This window comes from Pseudomonas sp. G2-4, from assembly GCF_030064125.1.
Taxonomy (GTDB): Bacteria; Pseudomonadota; Gammaproteobacteria; order Pseudomonadales; family Pseudomonadaceae; genus Aquipseudomonas.
Genome location: NZ_CP125957.1, coordinates 85,368 through 107,661, shown reverse-complemented (window position 1 = coordinate 107,661; position 22,294 = coordinate 85,368). Strand labels below are relative to the sequence as shown.

At 61.1% G+C, this 22,294-nt stretch carries 19 protein-coding genes; 8 read left to right on the top strand and 11 right to left on the bottom strand.

Going from position 1 to position 22,294, the window contains the following annotated elements:
* Position 1: 1 nt before the first annotated feature.
* The 3 genes from QNH97_RS00545 to QNH97_RS00535 all read left to right on the top strand — a co-directional run bounded on the left by QNH97_RS00545 (position 2) and on the right by QNH97_RS00535 (position 4,083).
* Positions 2 to 502: a sigma-70 family RNA polymerase sigma factor gene (locus QNH97_RS00545; RefSeq protein WP_283555122.1), complete on the top strand. Its 501-nt coding sequence runs from the start codon at positions 2 to 4 to the stop codon at positions 500 to 502.
* Between the two features lie 4 nt (positions 503 to 506).
* A complete protein-coding gene (locus tag QNH97_RS00540; protein WP_283555121.1) occupies positions 507 to 1,493 on the top strand; it encodes a FecR domain-containing protein in 987 nt (328 codons plus the stop codon).
* An 85-nt stretch (positions 1,494 to 1,578) separates the two neighbouring features.
* Positions 1,579 to 4,083 (top strand): TonB-dependent siderophore receptor, encoded by a 2,505-nt coding sequence (locus QNH97_RS00535; protein ID WP_283555120.1) that lies wholly within the window; start codon positions 1,579 to 1,581, stop codon positions 4,081 to 4,083.
* A 191-nt stretch (positions 4,084 to 4,274) separates the two neighbouring features.
* Here the strand turns inward: QNH97_RS00535 and QNH97_RS00530 are convergent, their stop codons facing one another.
* A complete protein-coding gene (locus QNH97_RS00530) occupies positions 4,275 to 5,348 on the bottom strand; it encodes a fatty acid desaturase (RefSeq protein ID WP_283555119.1) in 1,074 nt (357 codons plus the stop codon).
* 100 nt (positions 5,349 to 5,448) lie between these two features.
* Here QNH97_RS00530 and QNH97_RS00525 point away from each other — a divergent pair, with 100 nt between their 5' ends.
* A complete protein-coding gene (locus QNH97_RS00525) occupies positions 5,449 to 6,453 on the top strand; it encodes an AraC family transcriptional regulator (RefSeq protein WP_283555118.1) in 1,005 nt (334 codons plus the stop codon).
* A 253-nt stretch (positions 6,454 to 6,706) separates the two neighbouring features.
* Here the strand turns inward: QNH97_RS00525 and QNH97_RS00520 are convergent, their stop codons facing one another.
* Positions 6,707 to 7,393: a Crp/Fnr family transcriptional regulator gene (locus tag QNH97_RS00520; RefSeq protein ID WP_283555117.1), complete on the bottom strand. Its 687-nt coding sequence runs from the start codon at positions 7,391 to 7,393 to the stop codon at positions 6,707 to 6,709.
* An 87-nt stretch (positions 7,394 to 7,480) separates the two neighbouring features.
* On the opposite strand from QNH97_RS00520, the gene QNH97_RS00515 reads away from it, so the two are divergent.
* Positions 7,481 to 8,005: an Mpo1 family 2-hydroxy fatty acid dioxygenase gene (locus QNH97_RS00515; protein WP_283555116.1), complete on the top strand. Its 525-nt coding sequence runs from the start codon at positions 7,481 to 7,483 to the stop codon at positions 8,003 to 8,005.
* Between the two features lie 130 nt (positions 8,006 to 8,135).
* Here the strand turns inward: QNH97_RS00515 and QNH97_RS00510 are convergent, their stop codons facing one another.
* From QNH97_RS00510 to oscA, 8 genes are all read right to left on the bottom strand, one after another.
* The gene (locus QNH97_RS00510; protein ID WP_283555115.1) at positions 8,136 to 10,337 is read right to left on the bottom strand and encodes a GMC family oxidoreductase; all 2,202 of its coding nucleotides are present in this window, start codon (positions 10,335 to 10,337) and stop codon (positions 8,136 to 8,138) included.
* Complete coding sequence (locus tag QNH97_RS00505; RefSeq protein ID WP_283555114.1) at positions 10,334 to 10,846, bottom strand: sorbitol dehydrogenase; 513 nt, start codon at positions 10,844 to 10,846, stop codon at positions 10,334 to 10,336. Before QNH97_RS00505 ends, QNH97_RS00510 begins: the two co-directional genes overlap by 4 nt.
* Complete coding sequence (locus QNH97_RS00500) at positions 10,843 to 12,207, bottom strand: cytochrome C (RefSeq protein ID WP_123344681.1); 1,365 nt, start codon at positions 12,205 to 12,207, stop codon at positions 10,843 to 10,845. The genes QNH97_RS00505 and QNH97_RS00500 overlap by 4 nt, the downstream gene beginning before the upstream one ends.
* 288 nt (positions 12,208 to 12,495) lie before the next feature.
* Positions 12,496 to 13,485, bottom strand: a complete 990-nt coding sequence (locus tag QNH97_RS00495; RefSeq protein WP_092225611.1) for a sulfate/molybdate ABC transporter ATP-binding protein — start codon at positions 13,483 to 13,485, stop codon at positions 12,496 to 12,498.
* Between the two features lie 3 nt (positions 13,486 to 13,488).
* Entirely contained in the window at positions 13,489 to 14,358 is an 870-nt protein-coding gene (cysW, locus tag QNH97_RS00490; RefSeq protein ID WP_283555113.1) for a sulfate ABC transporter permease subunit CysW, read from the bottom strand.
* Positions 14,359 to 14,370: 12 nt separating this feature from the next.
* Positions 14,371 to 15,189 carry a sulfate ABC transporter permease subunit CysT gene (gene cysT, locus QNH97_RS00485; RefSeq protein WP_013692011.1) on the bottom strand — a complete coding sequence of 273 codons (819 nt, stop codon included), beginning with the start codon at positions 15,187 to 15,189 and terminating at the stop codon, positions 14,371 to 14,373.
* Positions 15,190 to 15,391: 202 nt separating this feature from the next.
* Positions 15,392 to 16,405 (bottom strand): sulfate ABC transporter substrate-binding protein, encoded by a 1,014-nt coding sequence (locus QNH97_RS00480; RefSeq protein ID WP_283555112.1) that lies wholly within the window; start codon positions 16,403 to 16,405, stop codon positions 15,392 to 15,394.
* 132 nt (positions 16,406 to 16,537) lie between these two features.
* On the bottom strand, positions 16,538 to 16,720 hold the full coding sequence (gene oscA / locus QNH97_RS00475; protein WP_030138496.1) for a sulfur starvation response protein OscA: 183 nt from the start codon (positions 16,718 to 16,720) through the stop codon (positions 16,538 to 16,540).
* Between the two features lie 479 nt (positions 16,721 to 17,199).
* Here oscA and QNH97_RS00470 point away from each other — a divergent pair, with 479 nt between their 5' ends.
* Positions 17,200 to 17,583 (top strand): DUF6124 family protein, encoded by a 384-nt coding sequence (locus QNH97_RS00470; protein ID WP_283555111.1) that lies wholly within the window; start codon positions 17,200 to 17,202, stop codon positions 17,581 to 17,583.
* A 158-nt stretch (positions 17,584 to 17,741) separates the two neighbouring features.
* Here QNH97_RS00470 and dibA read toward each other — a convergent pair whose 3' ends face one another.
* Positions 17,742 to 19,649: a phosphodiesterase DibA gene (gene dibA, locus QNH97_RS00465; protein WP_283555110.1), complete on the bottom strand. Its 1,908-nt coding sequence runs from the start codon at positions 19,647 to 19,649 to the stop codon at positions 17,742 to 17,744.
* Between the two features lie 146 nt (positions 19,650 to 19,795).
* Between dibA and desA the strand changes: the two genes are divergently transcribed.
* Positions 19,796 to 20,980, top strand: a complete 1,185-nt coding sequence (gene desA, locus QNH97_RS00460) for a delta-9 fatty acid desaturase DesA (protein ID WP_283555109.1) — start codon at positions 19,796 to 19,798, stop codon at positions 20,978 to 20,980.
* A gap of 319 nt (positions 20,981 to 21,299) precedes the next feature.
* Positions 21,300 to 22,289 carry a GGDEF domain-containing protein gene (locus QNH97_RS00455; RefSeq protein WP_283557577.1) on the top strand — a complete coding sequence of 330 codons (990 nt, stop codon included), beginning with the start codon at positions 21,300 to 21,302 and terminating at the stop codon, positions 22,287 to 22,289.
* Positions 22,290 to 22,294 lie beyond the last annotated feature (5 nt).

Below are 22,294 nucleotides of genomic sequence, written 5' to 3'. Positions count from 1 at the left end.
CATGTCATCTCCCGAGTTTGCAGTACAGGCGCTCTACAGCCGTCATCACGGCTGGCTCAATACGTGGCTGCGCGACCGTTTGGGCAATGCCGCCGATGCGGCCGACCTGGCCCAGGACACGTTCGTTCGCCTGCTGCAACGTACCGAACGCCTGGAACTCAAGGCGCCACGCGCCTTTCTGCGGACCATCGCCCAAGGCCTGGTGATCGACCATTGGCGTCGAGCAGAAATCGAGCGCGCCTACCTCGAAACCATCGCCCACCTGCCGGAGGCCGAAACCCCCGGCACCGAAGCCCAGGCCCTGATTCTGGAATTGCTGGAGGCCATTGCAAGAATGCTCGAAGGCCTCAAGCCGAAAGTGCGCAGGGCGTTTCTGCTGGCCCAGTGCGAAGACCTGACCTACAAGCAGATTGCCGAACAGATGGGCATTTCGCTGCGCTCGGTGGAACGTTATGTCGCCGATGCGCTGTACCATTGCTATGTGTTGCGCTATGAAAGCTGAACCCATGGATCACTTACAGAGCCGACGTAACGGCCCGCCTCAGCAGGTGGTCCGGCAAGCGATCAACTGGCTGCTGCGCCTGCGCAACCATGCCGCCAACCCCACCCTGCGCCAACAGTGCGACGCCTGGCGCGCCGCCCACCCTGAGCACGAACTGGCCTGGCAACGGGTGCAATCGCTGCATAACGAATTGACCTCGAACCTGCGGGCAGTGCCCGGCGCCCACATCGCCCTCGATACCCTGGAAAACAGCGCCCAGCGCCTCGGCCGGCGTCAAGCCCTCAAGCTCTTGTCCGGCATTGCGCTGATGGGCTCCGCCGCCTGGCTGGGCAAAGATCTGGGCTGGCAGCCGTGGAGCGCCGACTTCGCCACCGCCACGGGTGAACGTCGCGGTTTCCAGCTGCCCGACGGCACACGGCTTGAACTCAACACCGGCAGCGCCGTCGACCTCGACTACACGGCCAGGCAGCGCCTGATCAGCCTGGCCCGCGGTGAAATCATGGTCACTTGCGGCCGCGACCCTGGGCGCCCCCTGTTGGTACAAAGCCGGCACGGCCTGTTCGAAGGTTTGGACGGGCGCTTCGTCGTGCGCCAGGACAGCGACTGCACCCGTTTGAGCGTCACCCGCGGCAGCGTGGCGATCCGTTCCCACCGCAACGACAACGGCGCGCCCATCCAGGTCACTGCCGGGCAAAGCTATGTGATCACCCCATCGACAGCGACACTGGCGCCATCGCTGGACATGGACGCTGGCGCCTGGGCGGACGGGCTGATCGTCACGCGCAACATGCGCCTGGAAGATTTCCTCAACGAAGTAGGACGCTACCGTCCCGGCTATTTGAAATGTGCCGCGTCGATTGCCGATTTGCGCTTGTCGGGCGTGTTCCGCCTGGAGGACACCGACCAGGTATTGGCCGTCCTGCCTCGCATGCTCCCCGTGCAATTGCGCTATCGAACCCGTTGGTGGGTCACGCTGGAACGTGCTGTTTGATTTTTTTTGGCGGGTTTTGCGTGCAAGTCCGGCTAGGACAGTAAGCAACGCTTATTGGCCTTCAGCGACTCCAACGGAACCTACAATGACTGAGCGCGTACTTCTCAAGACCTCCTTCGACGTTTCTTCGGCCCCGGGCCTGTTGCGCCAAGCGATCCATGCCGCGCTGTTTTCCACAGCGCTGGGCATGGGCGCCGTGCCGATGCTCGCTATCGCCGCGCAGGACAGCCTGGCCGCCAGCCGCCAGAGCTACAACATCGCCGCCGGCCCGCTGAGCGATGTGTTGAACCAGTTCGCCCGCCAGGCCGGGATTACCCTGGCAAGCACCCCGGAGCAAACCGGCGGCGTCCAGTCGCCGGGGCTCAAAGGCGAGTACTCGCCAGACCAGGCCCTGAGCCATTTGCTCAGCGGTTCGGGCCTGGTTGCCATCAGCCCGGACGGCAGCAGCTATGTGCTGCAAACCGAGGTCCAGGGCAACACGTTGGCGCTGCCGGCCACCGACATCAAAGGCTTCGCCCTGGGTAACGCCCTGGGCAGCATGGAAGGCTACAACGCCACCCACAGCCAGGTCGCCACCAAGACCAGTACCGCCCTGCGGGAAACCTCGCAAAGCGTGTCCGTGGTCACCCGCGAGCAAATGGACGACCAGGGCGCGCAAACCGTGTCCCAGGCCATGCGCTACACCCCCGGCGTGCTGACCAACCCCTACGGCGCGACCCACCGCTACGACTACGTGGCGATGCGTGGCTTCAACGACGGCTCGGTGGACAACATCTACCTCGACGGCCTCAAGTCCATGGGCGACAGCGGCACCTACAGCTCCATGCAGGTCGATCCGTACTTCCTGGAACGGGTCGACATCCTCAAGGGACCGTCCTCGGTGCTCTATGGCCGCAGTTCCCCGGGTGGCCTGGTGGCACTCACCAGCAAGAAGCCCCAGTACGAGGCCTATCACCAGGTCCAGGCCACCGTCGGCACCCAGGGCCAACGCGGCATGGGCTTCGACTTCACCGGGCCCGTGGACGATGACAAGCGCATCACTTATCGCCTGATCGGCCTGGCGGATACCTCCGACACCCAGTTCGACCACACCGAGGAAAAGCGCTTCGCCCTCGCGCCAACGGTGAACATCGACTTCAGCGAGGACACCTCGCTGACGCTCCAGGCCTACCTGCAGCATGATCCCGATGGCGGCTACCACGGCGGCATGCCAGCCGACGGCGCCTTGCACCCGCGTAACGGGCGGCGGATTTCCGAGCACTTCTTCGAAGGCGAACCCGGCATCGACCGCTATGAGCGTGACCAGCAGTCGTTCGGCTACCAGTTCGAACACCGTTTCAACGATGTCTTTACCGCCCGGCAGAACTTCCGTTACCTGGATTCCGAGGTCAAGAACGATCAGGTCTATGCCTACGACTGGACCACGCCCACCAGCAACGAGCTGAACCGCTACTACACCGGCGCCGAAGAAAAGCTCCATTCGTTCATCGTCGACAACATGCTGCAGGCTGAATTTTTCACCGGCGCGACCAAGCACACCGTGCTGATGGGCGCCGACTACCAGCGGCGTAAAACCGTGGTCGACTGGACCAGCGGCAGCCTGGCCCCAATCAACGCCTTCGACCCGGTCTACGGCAACTCGACCATCAGCTACTTCAGCCCCACCAGCTACCTGCGGCGCCTGGAGCAGACCGGTGTCTACCTGCAAGACCTGATCGAAATGGACAAGTGGCGCTTCTCCCTTGGCCTGCGCCAGGACTGGGTCGAAACCTCGGATGAAAACCGCATCGCTGAATTTGGACGCCCGGAAGGCACCGAGATCAACGACAAACGCACCAAACTCACTGGCCGCGCCGGGGCGCTGTACCTGTTCGACAACGGCCTGGCGCCGTACATCAGCTACTCCGAGTCGTTCAACCCGAACTCCTACGCCGACAGCGCCGGCAACCCGCTGCCGCCCACCGATGGCAAGCAATGGGAGCTGGGCCTGAAGTACCAGCCCCCGGGCACGGATGACCTGTACACGGCCTCGCTGTTTCGCATCGACCAGGAAAACCTGGCGACCAAACTGCCCCAGGACAACTTCTACCGCGCCGTCGGCGCCGTGCGGTCCCAGGGCCTGGAACTGGAAGCCCACCTGCAGTTGACCGAGCAGTTCAAAGTGCTGGGCAGCTATACCTTCACCGATGTCGAATACTCGAAATCGATGATCAGCACCTTGAGCACCGCCACCGACATCATCGAAAACAAAGGCAACTCACCGACCCAGGCGCCGCGTCACATGGCCTCGGTGTGGGCTGACTACAAGTTCGACAGCGGCGCACTCGATGGCCTGCGCCTGGGCGGCGGCGTGCGTTACGTCGGCTACAGCTGGGCCGACGCGGAGAACACCATGAAGGTGCCGTCCTACACGCTGTTCGATGCCTCGGTGGGGTATGACTTGGGCAAGGTCGGCTTGAAAGGCGTCGACGTTCGCCTGAACGCGAACAACCTGACGAACGAAACCTACGTCGCTTCGTGCGCCAGCCTGAGTTTTTGCTACATGGGCGAAGAGCGCAATGTGGCGGCTACGGTGAGTTACCAGTTCTAGTCGCACCCCGTTCCCTGTGGCGAGGGAACTTGCTCCCGCTGGACGCGCAGCGGCCCTGCTTTTTGGGGCTGCAGGCCCCCAGCAGTTCCTCAGGCAGACCGCGCTGCCTGATTTTGCGACTGCTGCGCAGCCGAGCGGGAGCAAGCTCCCTCGCCACAAGGTTGTGTTTTTCATCCATTAAGGGGTGCGCTTCAAACCCGAACCGCATCCCCTTCCTCACGCACCGCCCCCTCCTCGCCCACAAACCGATTCGCCCGCCCGAACGTGCCGAAGTCATTGAACCGCACACCCATCTCCCGCATCACCTTGTGAGCCACCGGCACCGTCAGTTGGCGAATGTAGAACGGCTCCTTCACCACGAAATGATGGACCCCGTGGCTGCTGCCGAAGTTGAAGCAGAACGCCTGCAACGGCCACAACCACCAAGGGTTGAGTACCTGGGTCTGTTGGATGACATTGCCCGGCTCGATGTCGCCGTAGTAGTGCATGTTCGAGCTGATGAAGTGCAGGCAAAAAGTGCGCAATACATTCGGCCCGATGATCACCACCGCCGCGATGTCGATCACGTGCATGACCGACAACGTGGTCGTAGACCAATCCATCGAAGTACCCAGCAGGCCCGCGACGCCGTTGGCCCCATGAAAACCGAGAAACACATACCAGGCGCCCCAATGCAGCAGCGCCAGCGGGAAATAAACCTTCAGGGTGCGCTTGAGGATGCTGCGCTTGTGTGCCCAGGTCTTGGCCCGTAAGAGGCGGATGAACGCCGACATGACGTTGTCGCCGACCATCAGCAACCGCGCCAACCCCCAGGGCTCGCCGTTGGTGATGGCACGCTCTTCCATGTCGGCCTCGCTGCCGGACACCTTGTGATGGTTGAGGTGCAGGTGGCGACGGATCCACGGATTGATGGTGCTCGGTCGCGCGAGCCACACCAGGCCCATCATCAGGTTGTGGGGCAGGCGTTGCTTGCGAAAATACATGCTGTGGATCAGGTCGTGTTCCAGCTCGTGGGTCAGGGACGCGAAAAAAGCGTTGAGCAGCAAGCACGCCCACCCGGCCAGGTGACCATTGATGTAGAGCAGCGCCGAACCGATCATCCCGGCCAGGGCGAACGCCAGGATGCCCGCGCCCAACACATCCTGGTGGCGCAAAATCGGATAGCGCTGGCGCAGTTCATCGCCCCGGGCCAGGACCACCTGGCGAATATGGGCGGATCGCTGTTGTGCATTCAATCGCTCGGGGCTTGCGCAAGTGCCGTGCATGGCTTACATCCTCTGTTAGAGATGTGCACATCCTGCCGGGCGTTGTCCCATGGGGTGGTAGCCGTAAACGCCAACCTGTTGACCGCAAGCGCCAATCGTCATGACTGAACCGACCTCCCTCGCCAGCTGGACCCGCGCCCTGCGCAAACAGCTCGATGCGCTGGGCCTGGACAGCCACGCCCTGTGCGTCGAGGCTGGCCTCGATCCACAGTGGATGGACGACCCGAATGCCCGTTACCCACTCTCGGCCACCACCCGCCTGTGGACATTGGCGGTGCAGGCCAGCAACGACCCGGCCATCGGCTTGCGGGTCTCGCGTTTCGTCAGCCCCACCACGTTTCATGCGCTGGGTTACGCCCTGGTGGCAAGCGGCAGCCTGCGAGAAGTGTTCGAACGGATCGTGCGGTATCACCCGGTGGTCAGCGATGCGCTGACGCTGCAACTGAGTCGCGGCGAAGACCGCTACCGCTTCAGCCTGGATGTGCCCCAGGGCCGACCGGCGCCGGCCTTTGAAGCCATCGACGCGTTCGCGGCGATTTATGTGCGCACCTGTCGCAACCGGCTGGGCCGAGATTACGCACCGCTGGCGGTGTACCTGCGGCGCCCGGAGCCAATGGATCCCGGCCCCTGGCACAAAGTGTTCCGTTCGCCAGTGCATTTTGGTGCCGCGCAGGATTGCCTGGAGTTCGACCTCACGGATTTCGACAGCCACCTGGACGACGCCAACCCGGAGCTGGCCGAACACAACGAAACGGTGCTCGAACGCACCCTCGCGCAGCTCAAGCCGCTGACCTGGGAGCGCAAGGTGCGGGCAGCCATCGAGGCCCAACTGCCCGAAGGCGAGCCCAGCGCCGAACGTATCGCCCAGGCCATGCACCTGAGCCTGCGCAGCCTGCAACGGCACCTGGCCGACGAAGGCTGTCGCTTCGACGCGCTGCTCAATGAGTGCCGGGAAAACCTGGCGTTGCTGCACCTGCGTGATCCGCACTGCTCGCTGAGTGAGGTCAGTTACCTGGTGGGATTTGCCGACACCAGCAGCTTCAGCCGCGCGTTCAAACGCTGGACCGGGATGACGCCGGGGCAGTTTCGGGAGGGGTTGCACTAGGGGTTTGCGTTGGCTGGGCTAGCGATGACATTCGCCCAGACAACCCCGACCCTGTGGCGAGGGAGCTTGCTCCCGCTCGGCTGCGCAGCAGTCGCAAAACCGGCCAATGCGATCCGCCTATAGACATGCAAGGGCCTGCTGCGCAGGCCAGCGGGAGCAAGCTCCCTCGCCACAGGATGTATGCGTCAATATTGATGTCGACTGACCTGTCGCCTTCGCGAGCAAGCTCGCTCCCACAGGGTTCAGGTCGGTTTCAGATTGTGGTCAGCGCCCGCAACCGCTCAATGTCGAGAATTTCGATCTCGCCATAACCCAGGTGAAGAATGCCCTGGGCCTGCAAGTCCTTGAGGATCTGGTTGGTGGTCTGGCGTGACAGCGAAAGCATCAGCGCCAGTTGTTCCTGGGGCAGTTGCAGGACTCGGCGCGCCGGTTCGATTTCGCCGTAACCTTGGGCGATCTGCAGCAAGCGGTGGACCACCCGGGCCGGGGCGGGCATCAGGCTCAATTGTTCGAGGTTGATGAACGTCAGGCGCAGTTTGTGGCTCATCAGCAGCGCAAGATGCCGCCAATAGTGCGGCTGCTGCTCCAGGAACGTCAGTAATGCTGCTTGAGGCAAGTGCAGCAACGTGCACTGGCCCACAACCACCGCATCATGGGTACGCGGCTGGCCATCGAACAGGCAGATTTCGCCGAACCAGTGGGGGGCTTCCACTACGCTCAGCAGCGCCTCCTTGCCCTGCTCGTTCACCGAACCGACTCGCACCGCGCCTTCCAGCACAGCGTACATGCCGCAAGGAGGATCGCCACGCTGGAACAGCCGATGGCCCGCCGGCAGACGGCGCACCCGCGATATCTGCAGCAGACTATTCTGTAACTCAACAGGCAAATGGCTGTACCAGTGACCGGCCATCAGGTGCGAGTGCCAGGGATGCGCGTTCATGGAAACTCCGGGACAAGTGTCGGCTAGCTGACAGAACACCGTGTGGAACCTGGGCATCATGCAGGCATCACCTCAGGAGGAACAACAATGAAAAGCCTCGTCGATCATCTCAGTCAATATGCCGCGTACCACCGCGACCCGCGGAACATCGCCAGCCATTTCATCGGTATTCCGCTGATCTTCATCGCCGTCGCGGTGCTGCTGTCACGACCCGGGTGGCCGATGGGTGCAGTGCTGGTGTCGCCGGCGTTGCTGGTGGCCGTGGCCAGTGCCGGCTTCTATCTGCGCCTGGAAGTGCGCCTGGGCGTGCTGATGACGGTGCTGCTGGGCCTGGCGGTATGGCTGGGCCAGACACTGGCCGCGCAAAGCACGGCGGTATGGCTGGGCAGTGGCCTGGGAATGTTCGTGGTGGGTTGGGTGATCCAGTTTGTCGGTCACTATTACGAGGGGCGCAAACCGGCGTTCGTCGACGACCTCAGCGGGCTGATTGTCGGGCCGTTGTTCGTGGTGGTGGAAGCGGGTTTCCTGCTGGGGCTCAGGAGCGATCTGAAGCGGGCCATTGAAGAGCGCGTCGGGCCGGTGGCGTTGCGCAACCAGCGTTCGGCGGCGTGAAAAAACAATGCCCCTCTGTGGGAGCGAGCTTGCTCGCGATTGCGCTCGGTCAGACACATCCGTGTCGACTGACCCACCGCTATCGCGAGCAAGCTCGCTCCCACAGGAGTTAGGCCTTACCGCTCAGGCGTTACAGGGTGCCAAACTCGACCCGAATCGTCAGCGCACCGGTGTTATCTTTCAAGCCAGACCCGTGCTGCCCGGTCAGGTCATCGTTGATGCACAGTTGCAGTTCCCCTTGCTGGTCGCCCGGCACCTGCGCCAGATCACCCACCAAGAACGGCTTGCCACCAATGCCCACACGACCGATCAAGGCGCCTTCGGCGGCACCGGGCAAGGCATAGCTGCTGTAGTCGATGTGCCTCGAACCGCCATTTCCATCGACATTGCCGCCTTGCGGGCTGGCACACCATAGCCCACTGACGTAGCGAACCACGCGCGGTACCAGCTCGTTGACCTGCACGCCGGTGCCCTGCCAGGCAATGTTGGATTGAACCTGCATTGTGACCGCCCGCAGGTCATTGGCCAACGTATCCCCGGCCTGGAATGACAACGCGGCGATTGTCAGGCTTGGGTTCGAGGTCCCGGTACTCGGGAAGACGCCATCGCCCACCAGGAACAGGTTCTTGTGGTCCCAACTGCGCTGGTATTTATCCACGACCGACTTTTTGGGGTCATCGCCCATGCGGTAAGTCCCCATCAGGTGACCGGCGCCCTGGAAGCTGTAGGGCACCTCATCGTAAGTGAAGCATCCAGGCCCGATGATGTCCGTCAGTTCCTGGGCACCGAGCAAATCCTCGATGATATGCGTCGCCAATATTTTCGCCTGCTGGAAACCTTTCCTGGTGTACGGGGAGAGGTTGTAGTGGATTTCCGGCCGAACAATGCCGAGCCCATCCGTGAGGTTATCCGTCGAGGGCTGGATATAGCTGTCGGAGTGATCGGGATCCTCCTCCACCTGCTCCACTAAAAAGCCAATCCGGAACTGGCGGGTGAAGACGTCGTTGAGCTTGCGCACCAGCGCCGTTCCCGATAGCAATGTGTTACTCGGGTTGGTCTTCCCAATGTTCGTCCCGTCGATAAAGTCAGCCACTGTGGTGTAGGGGTCACCGGCAGGCCAGTTCCAACCTTCGTTGCCAATCTCGATACGCCAAGCCGCGCGGTCGCTGCGAAAGGCGCCGTCGCGCAGGCTTTCAATGCCAGCCGTCGATAGCGGTCCCCGATAAGGAAAAATCGCCTTGCCCTCGGGCATCAGCCCCCAGGCCAGATAAATGGGATGGTCAGCCAGGCTGCGGCCTACTTGGCCGCTGCTGTTGGCGACGCCCTTGGACCAAACGTCAGTCTTGGAGTTGAGCAACAGTTTCGGTGTTTCGATCGCATGGGCGGCGATCACATAGCGCTGTGCAACGGCCACGCCTGTTCCAGTATTGGGACCGTCTTCCAACTGATACTGCATGAACTCGATGCCATTGACGTTGCCGTCGACGCCAACGGTTACCTTGCTGGCCACGGTCCGATAAAGCACTCGGACCTTGCCAGTGTTCAACGCCTTGTTCATGGTCACGGTGGCGTCGTACTTGGCCTGGATCGGGCAGATCGGCGTGCAGTTGGTGTTACCGGCGCATACCCGGCGCCCGGCATAAGGCTCAGAGTTGCGCCCGGCCGGCGTCGGGCTGACCACCAGCGGCAAATTATCGAACGTCTGCCCCGTGACGGCGGTGACAAAGCTGCCATCGACCAGGGATAACGGAATGCTGCGCATCGGGAACGCATAACCCTCAGGAAAGGTCATGCCCAGATAGGCTTGGTCAGCGACGTTGGCCGACACCCCGATTTCCGCTTCCGCCCGGCAGTAGGCGCTTTGCAGATCGTCATAACCAATCGGCCAGTCCACCCCGACGCCATATTTCGACCTCAAACGAAAATCGTTCGGCACCATGCGTAGACAGGTTCCGACCCAATGCCATGTCGTGCCGCCACCTACTCGTTCATAAGTACTCGTGAAGGGCAGCGGGCCCTTTTGTACCAAGTAGCTGACCGCCGGATTGTTCCAGTTGTCATTGAGCAGATCGGCAATGGTCGCGCGCGGAGCGTTCAGTTTGGCCGGCCCGGTGAGGTGTCGGTCTAGCGTCGTACTCGGGGGATAGGGTGACTCAGGGGTTTTCAGCGTCGCGGTATAGAAACGCTCCAGATACTGAGCACGATTGACCGGTATCTCCGGCCCCGATTCGAGTACTAGTACATCAATACCGGCCATGCCCAACTGATAGGCAATGATGCTACCGGCCAGACCTGCGCCAACGATCACCACTTCGGCTTGTTCGGTACTCATGACAACGCTCCTTGCTGTCCGTTGGCGGATACGCCGGTCAAATCTTCAAGGCTGGAGGGCGCGCTTTGCCAATACCCAAAAAACGATTCGCTGTAGCCCATCGGGTGGGCCTGGGCGATTTTCCAGGCCCAGCTGTGGATGTAGGCCTGATCGGACACCACCGCCGAATCATCTTTCTTGAAAGGCGCCATATCGAACGGTTGATACCAGACGCCCAACAACCACAGCTTCATGATCGAGCGCGCTGCCAGCACGGTGTCTGGAATCGTCGGTTGCATGTTGAACTTCAGTATCTGCTGGGCGATCTGGTCGGGCGGTACCTGGTCAGCCACCAGCGTGGCGTATTGAGTCAACAGCGTGTTGAGCACCGCGGAAGGGATTCGCGCAGTGATGTAATCGAGAAAAATCGGCGGCAAACCGACCGGGTCGATCTGCGGTGCCAAACGATCCGCCGAGATGCCAATCAGGGCCGACGACAGGCCTACGAAATTATCCAGATTGCTGCTCATTGCTTGGCTCCTTGTCCACTGGTGGACTGTGCGCGTTCGAGCAAATAAGTGAAATCCGCGAAGCTGGTGCGCGGTGATTCGGTGACATGGGTCGCCGCATTGCCGTGACACGCCATGCAACTGGAGGACGCCTGGGGCACGGTGCCCTGGATGTAGGTTTCCAGCGTGGCGTTGGCGAGGAACGAGGGGGCGGGACTGCCCAGCGGGTTGGCAGCCGATACCTGGCAGTTCTTGGGCGGATCTGACGGCCACTGGGTACTGATCAGTTGATAGTTCGCCCAGACGCTCTGTGGGTTCACCGTACGCAACAGCGCCTGATAGGTGCTGTTCAGGGCCTTGGTGGCGTCGGTCAGCGGCACTTCCCGCACGATCTGCGAGGGAGTCGCCTTGACCGCCGGGTTCCATGGCCGTGGCGGCGGCTGGTTGATGTCGCTTTTGCTGGCTGCGTTGTAGAACAGATAAGGCCCCGTCCGCTGGGCCACAGGCGTGGTTTTTTCCGGCACGTTTTTGACATGCTCAAAGGTTGACCAGACCCACTGCGCCGCGCTGGCGGTCTTATGGACCATGTGCAATCCCACCAACCCGACCGGCTCGGACACACACGACTCCTCGACAATCGGCCCATGGCTCGGGTCGTTGTTGCCCGGGGTGTAGACCAGTGCATCGACAGTGTGGAAATCCTGGCGGTTGTCGTTGGGGCCCAGCACTTTCCACGACGCCTTGACCATCACCGCGCCGACCTGTTTGGTCTCGGTGGAGCCGCAACTGAAGGCCACGGTGTTGTTCGGGTTGGCGGCGAAGAACTTCTGCTGGCCTTCGATGCTGTACAGGCCGTTGTCGACGATGCCGTTGAACATCGATTGGTTAACCACGATTTCGTTGCGCGTGTAGGTACCGTTCTGGTCCACCAGCGGGCCGCTCTCGAAGGGCTGGATAAACTCGTCCAGCACATCGGGCACCTTGCCCATCTGTTGCAACAGGCGACCGGGCTTGAGCGACTTGCACGCTTCAGGGAGGGTCGCCGATGCGTTCCAGGGCAACGGCGCCTGGCCCTTGGCGCGGAAAATCTGGTAGCTCTCTTTCCAGCTTTCCCACACGGTGGCGCCATCCTGCTTGCCGATAGGCGTGCCGGTATTCGGCTCACCGTTATCCAGCGCCGGCCAGCTCAAGGCGATGAAGGTCTGCCATGACAGGTCATCGAAATCGCGCTGAAGACTGACCAGAGTGGGATGCTCGCCGGTAACCGTGACATCGAAAGGTATCTGCGGCGACAACGAGGGGGTGGCGCTGATGGATGGGCTCAATAAAACGCTTATCAAGGCACAGCCAAATGGGCCGTGCCGACTGACTTCCATTCTCATACTTCATCTCCTTGGCATCAGGGCGCCAGGAGATAACACCGGTCCGTCGTTGGACTCTTACTGCCTCCTGGCAACTCAGAGTCTAGGTAGGGTTTGAGATGGGAAAAGGTGTTGGAGTAGAACCAATCGAAGCAAGGTCGGGCGGTGTTATTCGGATTCGGCTCGGGGTGTCAGTGAGGGCGCCATCGCGAGCAAGCTCGCTCCCACAGGGGATCTCCATATGTTCACAAATTATGTGTTCACCGAAGCTCTACTGTGGGAGCGAGCTTGCTCGCGATGCTTTTGATCCTAAAGATTGGCGACCTTCTGCCAGACCTTGGGCTTGAAGAACAACGTCTCCCCTTTCGCCAGGCCCACCAGGCTGTCGTGATCCTTCACCACTTCAGCTTCGATCAGCTCGCTCTGGCCTTCCACCTTCAGGGTCACCCGGGTGGTGGCGCCCAGCGGCCGGATGTCGCGTACTTCGGCGGCGTGGTGGTCTTCCAGCTCCGAGCGCGACAGCGAGACTTCATGGGGGCGGAACAGCACGTGCCGATCCTCACCCAAGTGCAGGCGGTTCGAGTCGCCGAGGAAGTGATACACAAAGTCGCTGGCCGGGTTCTCGTAGACGTCGCCCGGTGAGCCAATCTGCTCGATCACGCCCTTGTTCATCACCACGATCCGGTCGGCGACTTCCATGGCTTCTTCCTGGTCGTGGGTCACGAATACCGAAGTCAGGTTGATGTCCTCGTGCAGCCGCGCCAGCCAGCGACGCAGTTCCTTGCGGACCTTGGCGTCCAGGGCACCGAAGGGCTCATCCAGCAGCAACACCTTGGGCTCCACCGCCAATGCGCGGGCCAAGGCGATACGCTGGCGCTGGCCGCCGGACAGCTGCTCCGGGTAACGGTCGGCGAGCCAATCCAGCTGCACCATGTTCAGCAGTTCGTGGACCTTGGTCGCGATCTGGCTTTCGTTCGGGCGCTGCTGCTTGGGCTTCATGCGCAAGCCAAAGGCGACGTTGTCGAACACCGTCATGTGACGGAACAAGGCGTAGTGCTGGAACACGAAACCGACGTTGCGATCACGCACATCGTGGCCGGAAACGTCTTCACCGTGGAACACAATGTTGCCCTGGTCCGGGGTTTCGAGGCCGGCGATGATCCGCAGCAACGTGGTCTTGCCGCAACCCGACGGGCCCAGCAGCGCCACCAGCTCGCCGCTCTGGATGTCCAGGCTGATGTCGTCCAGGGCCTTGAAGGCGTTGAAATTCTTGCTGACGTTACGAACTTCGATCGACATGACTTATTCCTCTGCGGCGCTGGCGCGCAGGCGGTTGATTCGGTTTTCGCTCCACTGCTTGAGCAGCAGGATCAAGAGCGCCAGGATCAGCAACAGGCTCGCCACAGCGAACGCGGCCACGTGGTTGTATTCGTTGTAGAGGATCTCGACGTGCAGCGGCAGGGTGTTGGTCACCCCGCGAATGTGCCCGGACACCACCGACACCGCGCCGAACTCGCCCATGGCCCGGGCGGTACACAGCACCACGCCATAGATCAGGCCCCACTTGATGTTCGGCACGGTGATGTGCCAGAACATCTGCCAGCCATTGGCGCCCAACAGGCGCGCGGCTTCTTCTTCCTGGGTGCCCTGCTCCTGCATCAGCGGGATCAACTCCCGGGCCACGAACGGCACGGTGACGAAAATCGTCGCCAGCACGATGCCCGGCAGCGCAAACACGATCTGGATGTCGTGATCCGACAGCCACGGTCCGAACAAACCCTGGGCGCCAAACATCAGCACATACACCAGGCCCGCGATCACCGGCGACACCGAGAACGGCAGGTCGATCAGCGTCACCAGCATGCTCTTGCCACGGAATGAATATTTGCTCACGCACCACGCGGCACTGACGCCGAACACCAGGTTCAGCGGCACCGAGATCAGCACGGCGAACACCGTGAGCTTCAGCGCCGACAATGCGTCGGGTTCGAAGATCGCGGTAAAGAATGCCCCCAGGCCGGACTTCAGCCCTTGGGACACCACGATGAACAACGGTAGCAGCAGAAACAGCGCAAAAATCAGCCAGCCGAGGCCGATCAGGACTCGCCGCGACATTGCACTGCCGCGGCGGGCGGCGTTGGTGGAGGCCGCGGAAATAGACGATTGGGACATGTTCGCGCCTCCTTATGGGGTTTCGATGCGCCGCTGCAGCAGGTTGATCAGCAGCAACAGGACGAAGGAAACCACCAGCATCAGCACGCCGATGGAGGTGGCGCCGGTGTAGTCGTATTGATCAAGCTTGACCATGATCAGCAGCGGCAGGATCTCGGTTTTCATCGGCATGTTGCCGGCGATGAAAATCACCGAGCCGTACTCGCCCACGCCACGGGCAAACGCCAGGGCGAAGCCGGTCAACCAGGCCGGCAGCAACGCCGGTACGAGAATGTGGCGGAACACCTGCCACGGCTTGGCACCGAGGCAGGCGGCGGCCTCTTCGACTTCACGGGGAATATCAGCCAGCACCGGCTGCACCGTACGCACCACGAACGGCAGCGTCACGAAGGTCAGCGCCAGGGTGATGCCCAGCGGCGTGTAGGCGATCTTGAACCCCAGGTCAGTGGCGAACTGGCCGACCAGGCCGGTCGGCGCATACAACGCGGTCAGGGCAATACCGGCCACGGCGGTGGGCAGTGCGAACGGCAGGTCGATCATCGCGTCGATGATCTTGCGGCCGGGGAAGGTGTACCGCACCAGCACCCAGGCCAGCAGCGTACCGATCACGCCGTTGATGATCGCGGCGTACAGCGCGGTGCCGAAGCTGAGCTTCAAGGCAGCCAGCACCCGTGGCGCCGAGATGATCGCCCAGAATTGTTCCCAGGTGAGTTGGGCGGCATGCACGAACATCGCCGCCAGGGGGATGAGCACAATCAGACTGAGGTACACCAGGGTGTAGCCCAGCGTCAGCCCGAAGCCGGGTATGACGGGGGATATGCGACGCGACATAGAAGTCCTTGGTTGATGTGGCGGGAGAACTGGCTCCCTTGCCACAAGGAATTGTCAGCTAAACATCCTGTGGGAGCGAGCCTGCTCGCGAAAGCGCCGGCTCAGTCGACATCGATGTCGAACAAGACGCCGTCTTCGCGAGCAGGCTCGCTCCCACAAGGTCCATGGCCTGACCAACTGGCAATTTAAGACAAACCCCAGCTTACTGCGCCTGATAGATCTGGTCGAACACGCCGCCATCATTGAAGAATTTTGGCTGGGCGGTTTTCCAACCACCGAAGTCCTTGTCGATGGTCACCAGCTCCAGTTTCGGGAACTGCCGGGAGTACTTGGCGGCAACGTCCTTGTCACGTGGACGATAGAAGTTCTTCGCGGCGATTTCCTGGCCGGCCGGGCTGTACAAGTGCTTGAGATAGGCTTCAGCGATTTCAGCGTTGCCCTTTTTCTCGGCGTTCTTGTCCACCACCGCCACCGGCGGTTCGGCGAGGATCGACAGCGACGGTACGACGATGTCGAACTTGTCGGCGCCACCCTCTTCCTTCAGCGCCAGGAAGGCCTCGTTTTCCCAAGCCAGCAACACGTCGCCCTGACCGTTGTTGACGAACGTAATGGTCGAGCCACGGGCGCCGGTGTCGAGGATCGGCACGTGCTTGAACAGCGCTTGCACGTACTCCTTGGCCTTGGCTTCGTCCCCGCCGTTGGCTTTCAGGCCATAAGCCCAGGCGGCGAGAAAGTTCCAGCGAGCGCCGCCGGAGGTCTTCGGGTTCGGGGTGATGACCGATACGTCATTCTTGATCAGGTCGCCCCAATCCTTGATGCCCTTGGGATTGCCCTTGCGCACCAGGAACACGATGGTCGAGGTGTAAGGCGTGCTGGCGTCCGGCAGGCGTGTTTGCCAATCCAGCGGCAGGGATTTGCCCAGCTTGGCGATTTCATCGATGTCGCCAGCCAGAGCCAGGGTCACCACGTCGGCCCGTAGACCATCGATCACCGCCCGGCCTTGCTTGCCCGAGCCACCGTGGGATTGCTGGATCTTCACGCTGTCATCCGGGTGCGCTTTTTTCCAGAAACTGGCGAATTCGGCGTTGTAATCCTGATACAGCTCGCGGGTCGGGTCGTAGGAGACATTGAGCAACTCATAGTCCTTGGCGACTGCGGAACCTGCAAAAACAGCACTGGCCAGGGCGGCCAGGGCATAACGGCGAATGGACGACATGGTGAAAGCTCCTGGAATTCTGATGTTCTTATGACTTTTGGAAATCGGTAGCCGATTAAACGATCGCAGCCTCGGCAGCGCCTGCATCAAGCCCCCCGGCAGGCGCTGCCGCAGATTGCGATCCTGGTTGTTTCAAGACGGTTTTTGGCTCGGCTGCTGCAGCCGGAATTTTTCCTTGCGTTCGATCTGGACCACCTGCGCGTTGTGCACGGTGATTTCCACCGCACCAAAGCGCAGATCGCGCAAGGCGCTCTGGATCTCGCGCAAGATGGTTGCCTCGTCCTGGCCGTCAACGCTGCGTAGGGATGCGCTCATGCTACTGCTCCTTGGATGAATGCCTGACAGTGGGCGGCACTGCTTGTGGCGTGGGAGCAATACTAGACAAGCGCGGATATTCTTAAAAAGACTATTTAAGAATTTTTATATAACCAAAATTACAGAAAGTGACCAACGTCCTACGGCTGAGGTATTTGGGGCCTTTTCCCCCGCCAAATCCTCGGAGATTTCCTTCAAGACGCGGGGCGGTTCATGAACTAGGCGCCCTGGTTTTGCACCGCTAACCTTTGTTCGTCATCGCAAAAAACGGTGACACGGACGTGCAAGTCCGGACTGGTACGCAATTGGTCATGGCTATTGACCGAGCATTTTTTTATGCTCGCATCCGTTATGGCGATTGTGCGTGGGAGACCTTCGGGTCTGCCGGCGGTACCGGACCGGTCTTGCACACCTACGCACAGTTGCCACCTCTTCGAATGCAAGCGAAAGGATGGCAACCCCAACTCTGGTACATAAATATGGTAAAGCCTTCACCTAATCCGCCACAAAGCGGCCACAAATCCCGCGTCGAAGCCCTCGAAGAAAAAAAGCTCGAAGACGCCGCCAACCGTGCCCTCGACTACTACCTCAACCCCAAGCCAGCCTCACCGCCGGAACCCGACAAAGACCAACTCTTCATCGTCTCCCCCCACATCGACACCGAAACCCTCCTGGCCAACGCCTCTGAAGACCTGCTGTCCATCAGCACCATCGCCGCCGACCTGGCCGACGACGTCGACGACTCACGCCGCTGCATCGCCCTGGCGATCAGCCGCATGGCCGATGGGGTTCAGTTATTGGTCGAGCGGGCGTTGGATCATTTGGAAACCAAGGGGATGGCGGCGCCTGACGCCAAGGGGTAACGCCTACCTTGATGCAAGCTGAGCCGACGCCATCGCGAGCAAGCTCGCTCCCACAAGGGAAGCGGGTTGGCGCGGATATCACAGGCAACACAAAACAACTGTGGGAGCGAGCTTGCTCGCGATAGCGGAGTGTCAGTCAACATCAATGCCGTTGGTCATCAAGCAATGACCGGAGCGCAGTCCCAATCCAACTGCTGCGCCGGCACCGGTCGCCCAAACCAGTAACCCTGCCCCAATTCACAAGCCTGTCCAAGCAAAAATGCCGCTTGTTCGCGCTGTTCAATGCCCTCGGCATGCACCTGCATGCCCATGCTCCGGGCCAGGGCGATGATCACCCGGACAATCGCCACGTCGTCTTCATCCCACGGCAACCCGGCGACAAACCCCTGATCGATCTTGAGCTTCTGCACCGGCAAGCGTTTGAGCCGCAACAGCGACGAATACCCCGTGCCAAAATCGTCGATCGCCAGCCGCACGCCCAGCTCGCGCAGGCGATGCATCTGCTCCAGCGCCACTTCCGGGTCTTCCATGACCGCACTTTCGGTCACTTCCAGCTCCAGGCAGGCCGGGGCCAGGCCCGTGTCGTGCAGCACCCGGGCGACCTGCTCGTATAACTCGCGATGGGCGAACAGGCGGCTGGAGACGTTGACCGCGACGAACGACAACACCACGCCGGCCTGCTGCCACCGGCACATCTGCCGACAGGCCTGGTCCATGACCCAGGCATCGATCTGGGCGATCAGCCCGGTGCGCTCGGCAATTGGAATGAACTCGGCCGGCGACACCAACCCCCGCCTGGGATGCTCCCACCGCACCAGCGCCTCGACCCCGATCACACGGCTGGTCGCCAGGTCGTGCACCGGTTGGTAATGAACCCGCAGTTCTTGCCGCTCAAGGGCCTGGCGCAGTTCGGAGGCAATCTCGACCCGTTGCTGAGCGTGGGCAGTAAGTTCTTCGGTGTACAGGGCGTAACCGTCACGCCCGGCGCTCTTGGCCTTGAACAGCGCCGAATCGGCATTGCGCAGCAATTGCCCGGCGTTGAGAGCATCGCCTGGAAACAGACTGATGCCGATGCTGGCATTGATGAACAGGGATTGATGATCGAGCCGCAACGGCTCCTTCAGCGCATCGAGAATTCGTCCAGCCAGGACCGCCGCCTGCCCGGGCTGCGAACAGTTTTCCACCAGCACGGCAAACTCATCGCCCCCCAGCCGGGCCAGCGTCACGCCCGGCGCAAAGAGCCCGCGAAAGCGCTCCGACACACCCTTGAGCAACTCATCGCCCACGTTGTGCCCCAAGCTATCGTTGATGTTTTTGAAATGATCCAGATCTACCAACAACAGCGCGCAGCCACGCTTGTGCAGCTGAGCCGACGTCAGGGCCTGTTCGGTGCGATCGGAAAACAGCAGTCGGTTGGGCAGGCCGGTCAGCGGGTCGTGATGGGCCAGGTGCGCCAGTTCGTGTTGCGAATCCTTTATCGCACTGATGTCGGAAAACACCGCGACGTATTGATGGACCTGGCCGTTTTCATCGGGAATGGCGCGGATCGTCTGCCATTGCGGATAGATTTCGCCGCTTTTTCGTCGATTCCATATCTCACCATTCCACTCGCCACGAGTGGCCAGGGAGGCAAACATGTCCCGATAGAAAGCCGGCCCGTGACGACCGGACTTGAACAGGTTGGGGCGCTGGCCCAGGACTTCTTCCCGAGCGAAACCGGTGATCGCCATGAACGCCCGGTTAACGTGCACGATCAGGCCATCACGGTCCGTCACCAACACCCCTTCGCGGGTGCAATCGAAGACGGCGGCTGCCTGACGCAGTCGTTCGCGATCGACATTGGGCTCACCTTTGCCGAAAAAGCCGGATATTCGTACCCGTGCCAGGAAGATCAACCCGGCACTGACCAGCACCCAGGCATAACCGTTGATCAGTAACCAGCGAAGCCGGTCGGCGGATTGATCGAAGAAACTGTTCAATAAATAGCCAACCAGCTGCAGCCAGACAACTGACAGCACGAGATAAAGCAGCGCTGGGCGCAGAGCGATGCGGTGATTGGCGGTCATTCGGCCTTCCATGTCCCTATGATGAGGCGGGAATTATAGAGGAAGAAACATCCTGCCACTCTTATCTGAAAGGCCGACTGGTTTTATCTGTCGGGCCGGTGATAATGCAACGGCTGTTTTTATCTTTATCGAGGGCCCTACAGCCTATGTGGTACGAAGGTTTTCTTGGCTTGTCGCCTTGGTCGCTGGTGGCAGTCACCCTGCTGATGACCCATGTCACGATCATTGGCGTCACGGTCTACCTGCACCGTTATTCGGCTCATCGCTCCCTTGAGCTCAATGCCGGCCTCAAACATTTCTTTCGTTTCTGGCTGTGGCTGACCACGGCGCAGAACACCCGCGAGTGGACCGCCATCCACCGCAAACACCACGCCAAATGCGAAACCGTCGACGACCCCCATAGCCCGGTGATCAAAGGCTTGTCCACCGTGCTGCGCAAAGGCGCCGAACTGTATCGCGCCGAAGCGGAAAATCCGGAAACCCTGCGCATCTACGGCAAGAACTGCCCCGACGACTGGATCGAGCGCAATCTCTATAGCCGCTTCCCGCTGCTGGGCGTAGCGATCATGGGCGCCATCGACTTGCTGCTGTTCGGCACCATCGGCATCACCATCTGGGCCATCCAGATGATGTGGATTCCAGTCTGGGCCGCCGGCGTGGTCAATGGCCTGGGCCATGCCATCGGCTACCGCAACTTCGAATGCCGTGACGCGGCGACCAACCTGGTGCCCTGGGGCATCCTGATCGGCGGCGAAGAACTGCACAACAACCACCACACCTACCCCAACTCAGCCAAGCTGTCGGTCCGCAAATGGGAGTTCGACCTGGGCTGGGCCTGGATCCAGGTGTTCAGTTTCCTGCGTTTGGCCAAGGTCCAGCGGGTGGCGCCGATCGCCCACCGGATCGAAGGCAAGGGCCACCTGGACATGGACACCGCCATGGCGATCCTCAACAACCGCTTCCAGATCATGGCGCAGTACCGCCGGTTGGTCATCGCGCCGCTGGTCAAGCAGGAACTGGAGAAGGTCGATCACTCGGTGCGTCACCAGTTCCACCGGGCCAAACGCCTGTTGTCGCGAGAAACCAGCCTGCTGGATGACCGTCATCACGTGCGCATCCAGAACATGCTGGAACACAGCCAGGCGCTGAAAGTGATCTACGAGAAGCGCCTGGCCTTGCAGCAGATCTGGGTCAAGACCAGCAGCAACGGTCATGACATGCTCGCGGCCATCAAGGAATGGGTCCACGAAGCCGAGGCCAGCGGCATCCAGTCCCTGCGGGACTTTGCCGACCAGCTCAAGACCTACTCGCTGCGGCCTGCCACGGCCTGACAGAACAACTCCGCAGGAGGGCTGTTGTGGCGAGGGAGCTTGCTCCCGCTGGGCTGCGCAGCAGCCCTCAATCTGCTGGCCCGGCGCATCAGGCCCATTGAAATTTTCCTGGGGGCTGCTTCGCAGCCCAGCGGGAGCAAGCTCCCTCGCCACAGGTTCAATACTCAGTATTTGAGTAACTAAATCCCCCGCCCTTCGTCGCCTGAAAAGGAACTTCGCCCCAAATCCCTTATCTCAAGGAGCACTTCGCCATCCAGGCGGGCTTTGGAGTAAGCGCGTGCAAATCCACAGCAGTGCACGTTCTTTGAGATATGTGCCGATGGTCGACAAGAACCTACAGGATTCATCCCAGCCTCATTGGCCCGAAGCGGCCCAAACCCTCATGGCGCTGATGCACGCCCAAGGCGAAGTCGCGCGCCTGAGCGAGCGTGAGCAGCTGTTCAGTTCCTTGCTGGTCAGCGTCAATGCCGTGCTGTGGGCATTCAACTGGGAAACCCGGCAAGTGCTGTACGTCAGCCCCGCCTACGAACGGATCTTCGGCCGACCCGCCGGCCTGGTCATGGCCGACTTCAACGAGTGGCGCGACGCAATCTACCCCGACGACCAGGACTACGCCGAACGCAGCCTGGCCGAAGTGCTGGTCAAAGGCGCCGTCGAGGATCGCGAATACCGCATCATCGCCGCTGATGGCCAGATCCGCTGGCTCAGCGACAAATGCTTCATCAACCGCAAGGCCGAACCAGGGCAACCGGTGATTGTGGTGGGCATCGCCGAAGACATCACCGAAAAGAAGCTGCTGGAAAGCGAACTGCAGCGACTGGCGACCACCGATGTCCTGACCCAGAGCAGCAATCGCCGGCACTTCTTCGAGTGCGCCCACCGCGAATTCGCCCAGGCACGCCTACAAGGAATACCCATGGCGTTCCTGTTGCTGGACATCGATGACTTCAAGGTGATCAACGACACCTACGGCCATCAGGAAGGCGATACCGTGCTGCAGAAAATCGCCGAAAGTGGCCGATCTGTGCTCAGGCGCGGAGATCTGTTTGGACGGATCGGCGGCGAAGAATTTGCAGCCGTGTTCCCCGGCTGTGCCCCGGACATGGCGCTGCAAGTGGCCGAACGCTTGCAGCGGGAGATTCAACGCCTGGCCTTCCGCAGCGGCGATCACGGCTTCGGTATTACCGTCAGCCAAGGCCTGACCAGCATCACCGCCGAGGACCAGAGCCTCGACAGCCTGTTCGCCCGCGCCGACGCGGCCATGTACGAAGCCAAGCGCCAGGGTAAGAATCGCATTATTGCGGCTTGAGACGA

Bases quoted from the DNA above. Each gene is read 5' to 3' on its own strand.
- QNH97_RS00535 (WP_283555120.1), top strand. From the start codon at position 1,579: ATGACTGAGCGCGTACTTCTCAAGACCTCCTTCGACGTTTCTTCGGCC.
- QNH97_RS00500 (WP_123344681.1), bottom strand. From the start codon at position 12,207: ATGAGAATGGAAGTCAGTCGGCACGGCCCATTTGGCTGTGCCTTGATA.
- QNH97_RS00545 (WP_283555122.1), top strand. From the start codon at position 2: ATGTCATCTCCCGAGTTTGCAGTACAGGCGCTCTACAGCCGTCATCAC.
- QNH97_RS00530 (WP_283555119.1), bottom strand. From the start codon at position 5,348: ATGCACGGCACTTGCGCAAGCCCCGAGCGATTGAATGCACAACAGCGA.
- oscA (WP_030138496.1), bottom strand. From the start codon at position 16,720: ATGAGCGCATCCCTACGCAGCGTTGACGGCCAGGACGAGGCAACCATC.
- cysW (WP_283555113.1), bottom strand. From the start codon at position 14,358: ATGTCCCAATCGTCTATTTCCGCGGCCTCCACCAACGCCGCCCGCCGC.
- dibA (WP_283555110.1), bottom strand. From the start codon at position 19,649: ATGACCGCCAATCACCGCATCGCTCTGCGCCCAGCGCTGCTTTATCTC.
- QNH97_RS00520 (WP_283555117.1), bottom strand. From the start codon at position 7,393: ATGAACGCGCATCCCTGGCACTCGCACCTGATGGCCGGTCACTGGTAC.
- QNH97_RS00510 (WP_283555115.1), bottom strand. From the start codon at position 10,337: ATGAGTACCGAACAAGCCGAAGTGGTGATCGTTGGCGCAGGTCTGGCC.
- QNH97_RS00515 (WP_283555116.1), top strand. From the start codon at position 7,481: ATGAAAAGCCTCGTCGATCATCTCAGTCAATATGCCGCGTACCACCGC.
- QNH97_RS00480 (WP_283555112.1), bottom strand. From the start codon at position 16,405: ATGTCGTCCATTCGCCGTTATGCCCTGGCCGCCCTGGCCAGTGCTGTT.
- QNH97_RS00525 (WP_283555118.1), top strand. From the start codon at position 5,449: ATGACTGAACCGACCTCCCTCGCCAGCTGGACCCGCGCCCTGCGCAAA.
- QNH97_RS00495 (WP_092225611.1), bottom strand. From the start codon at position 13,485: ATGTCGATCGAAGTTCGTAACGTCAGCAAGAATTTCAACGCCTTCAAG.
- cysT (WP_013692011.1), bottom strand. From the start codon at position 15,189: ATGTCGCGTCGCATATCCCCCGTCATACCCGGCTTCGGGCTGACGCTG.
- QNH97_RS00505 (WP_283555114.1), bottom strand. From the start codon at position 10,846: ATGAGCAGCAATCTGGATAATTTCGTAGGCCTGTCGTCGGCCCTGATT.
- desA (WP_283555109.1), top strand. From the start codon at position 19,796: ATGTGGTACGAAGGTTTTCTTGGCTTGTCGCCTTGGTCGCTGGTGGCA.
- QNH97_RS00455 (WP_283557577.1), top strand. From the start codon at position 21,300: ATGGTCGACAAGAACCTACAGGATTCATCCCAGCCTCATTGGCCCGAA.
- QNH97_RS00540 (WP_283555121.1), top strand. From the start codon at position 507: ATGGATCACTTACAGAGCCGACGTAACGGCCCGCCTCAGCAGGTGGTC.
- QNH97_RS00470 (WP_283555111.1), top strand. From the start codon at position 17,200: ATGGTAAAGCCTTCACCTAATCCGCCACAAAGCGGCCACAAATCCCGC.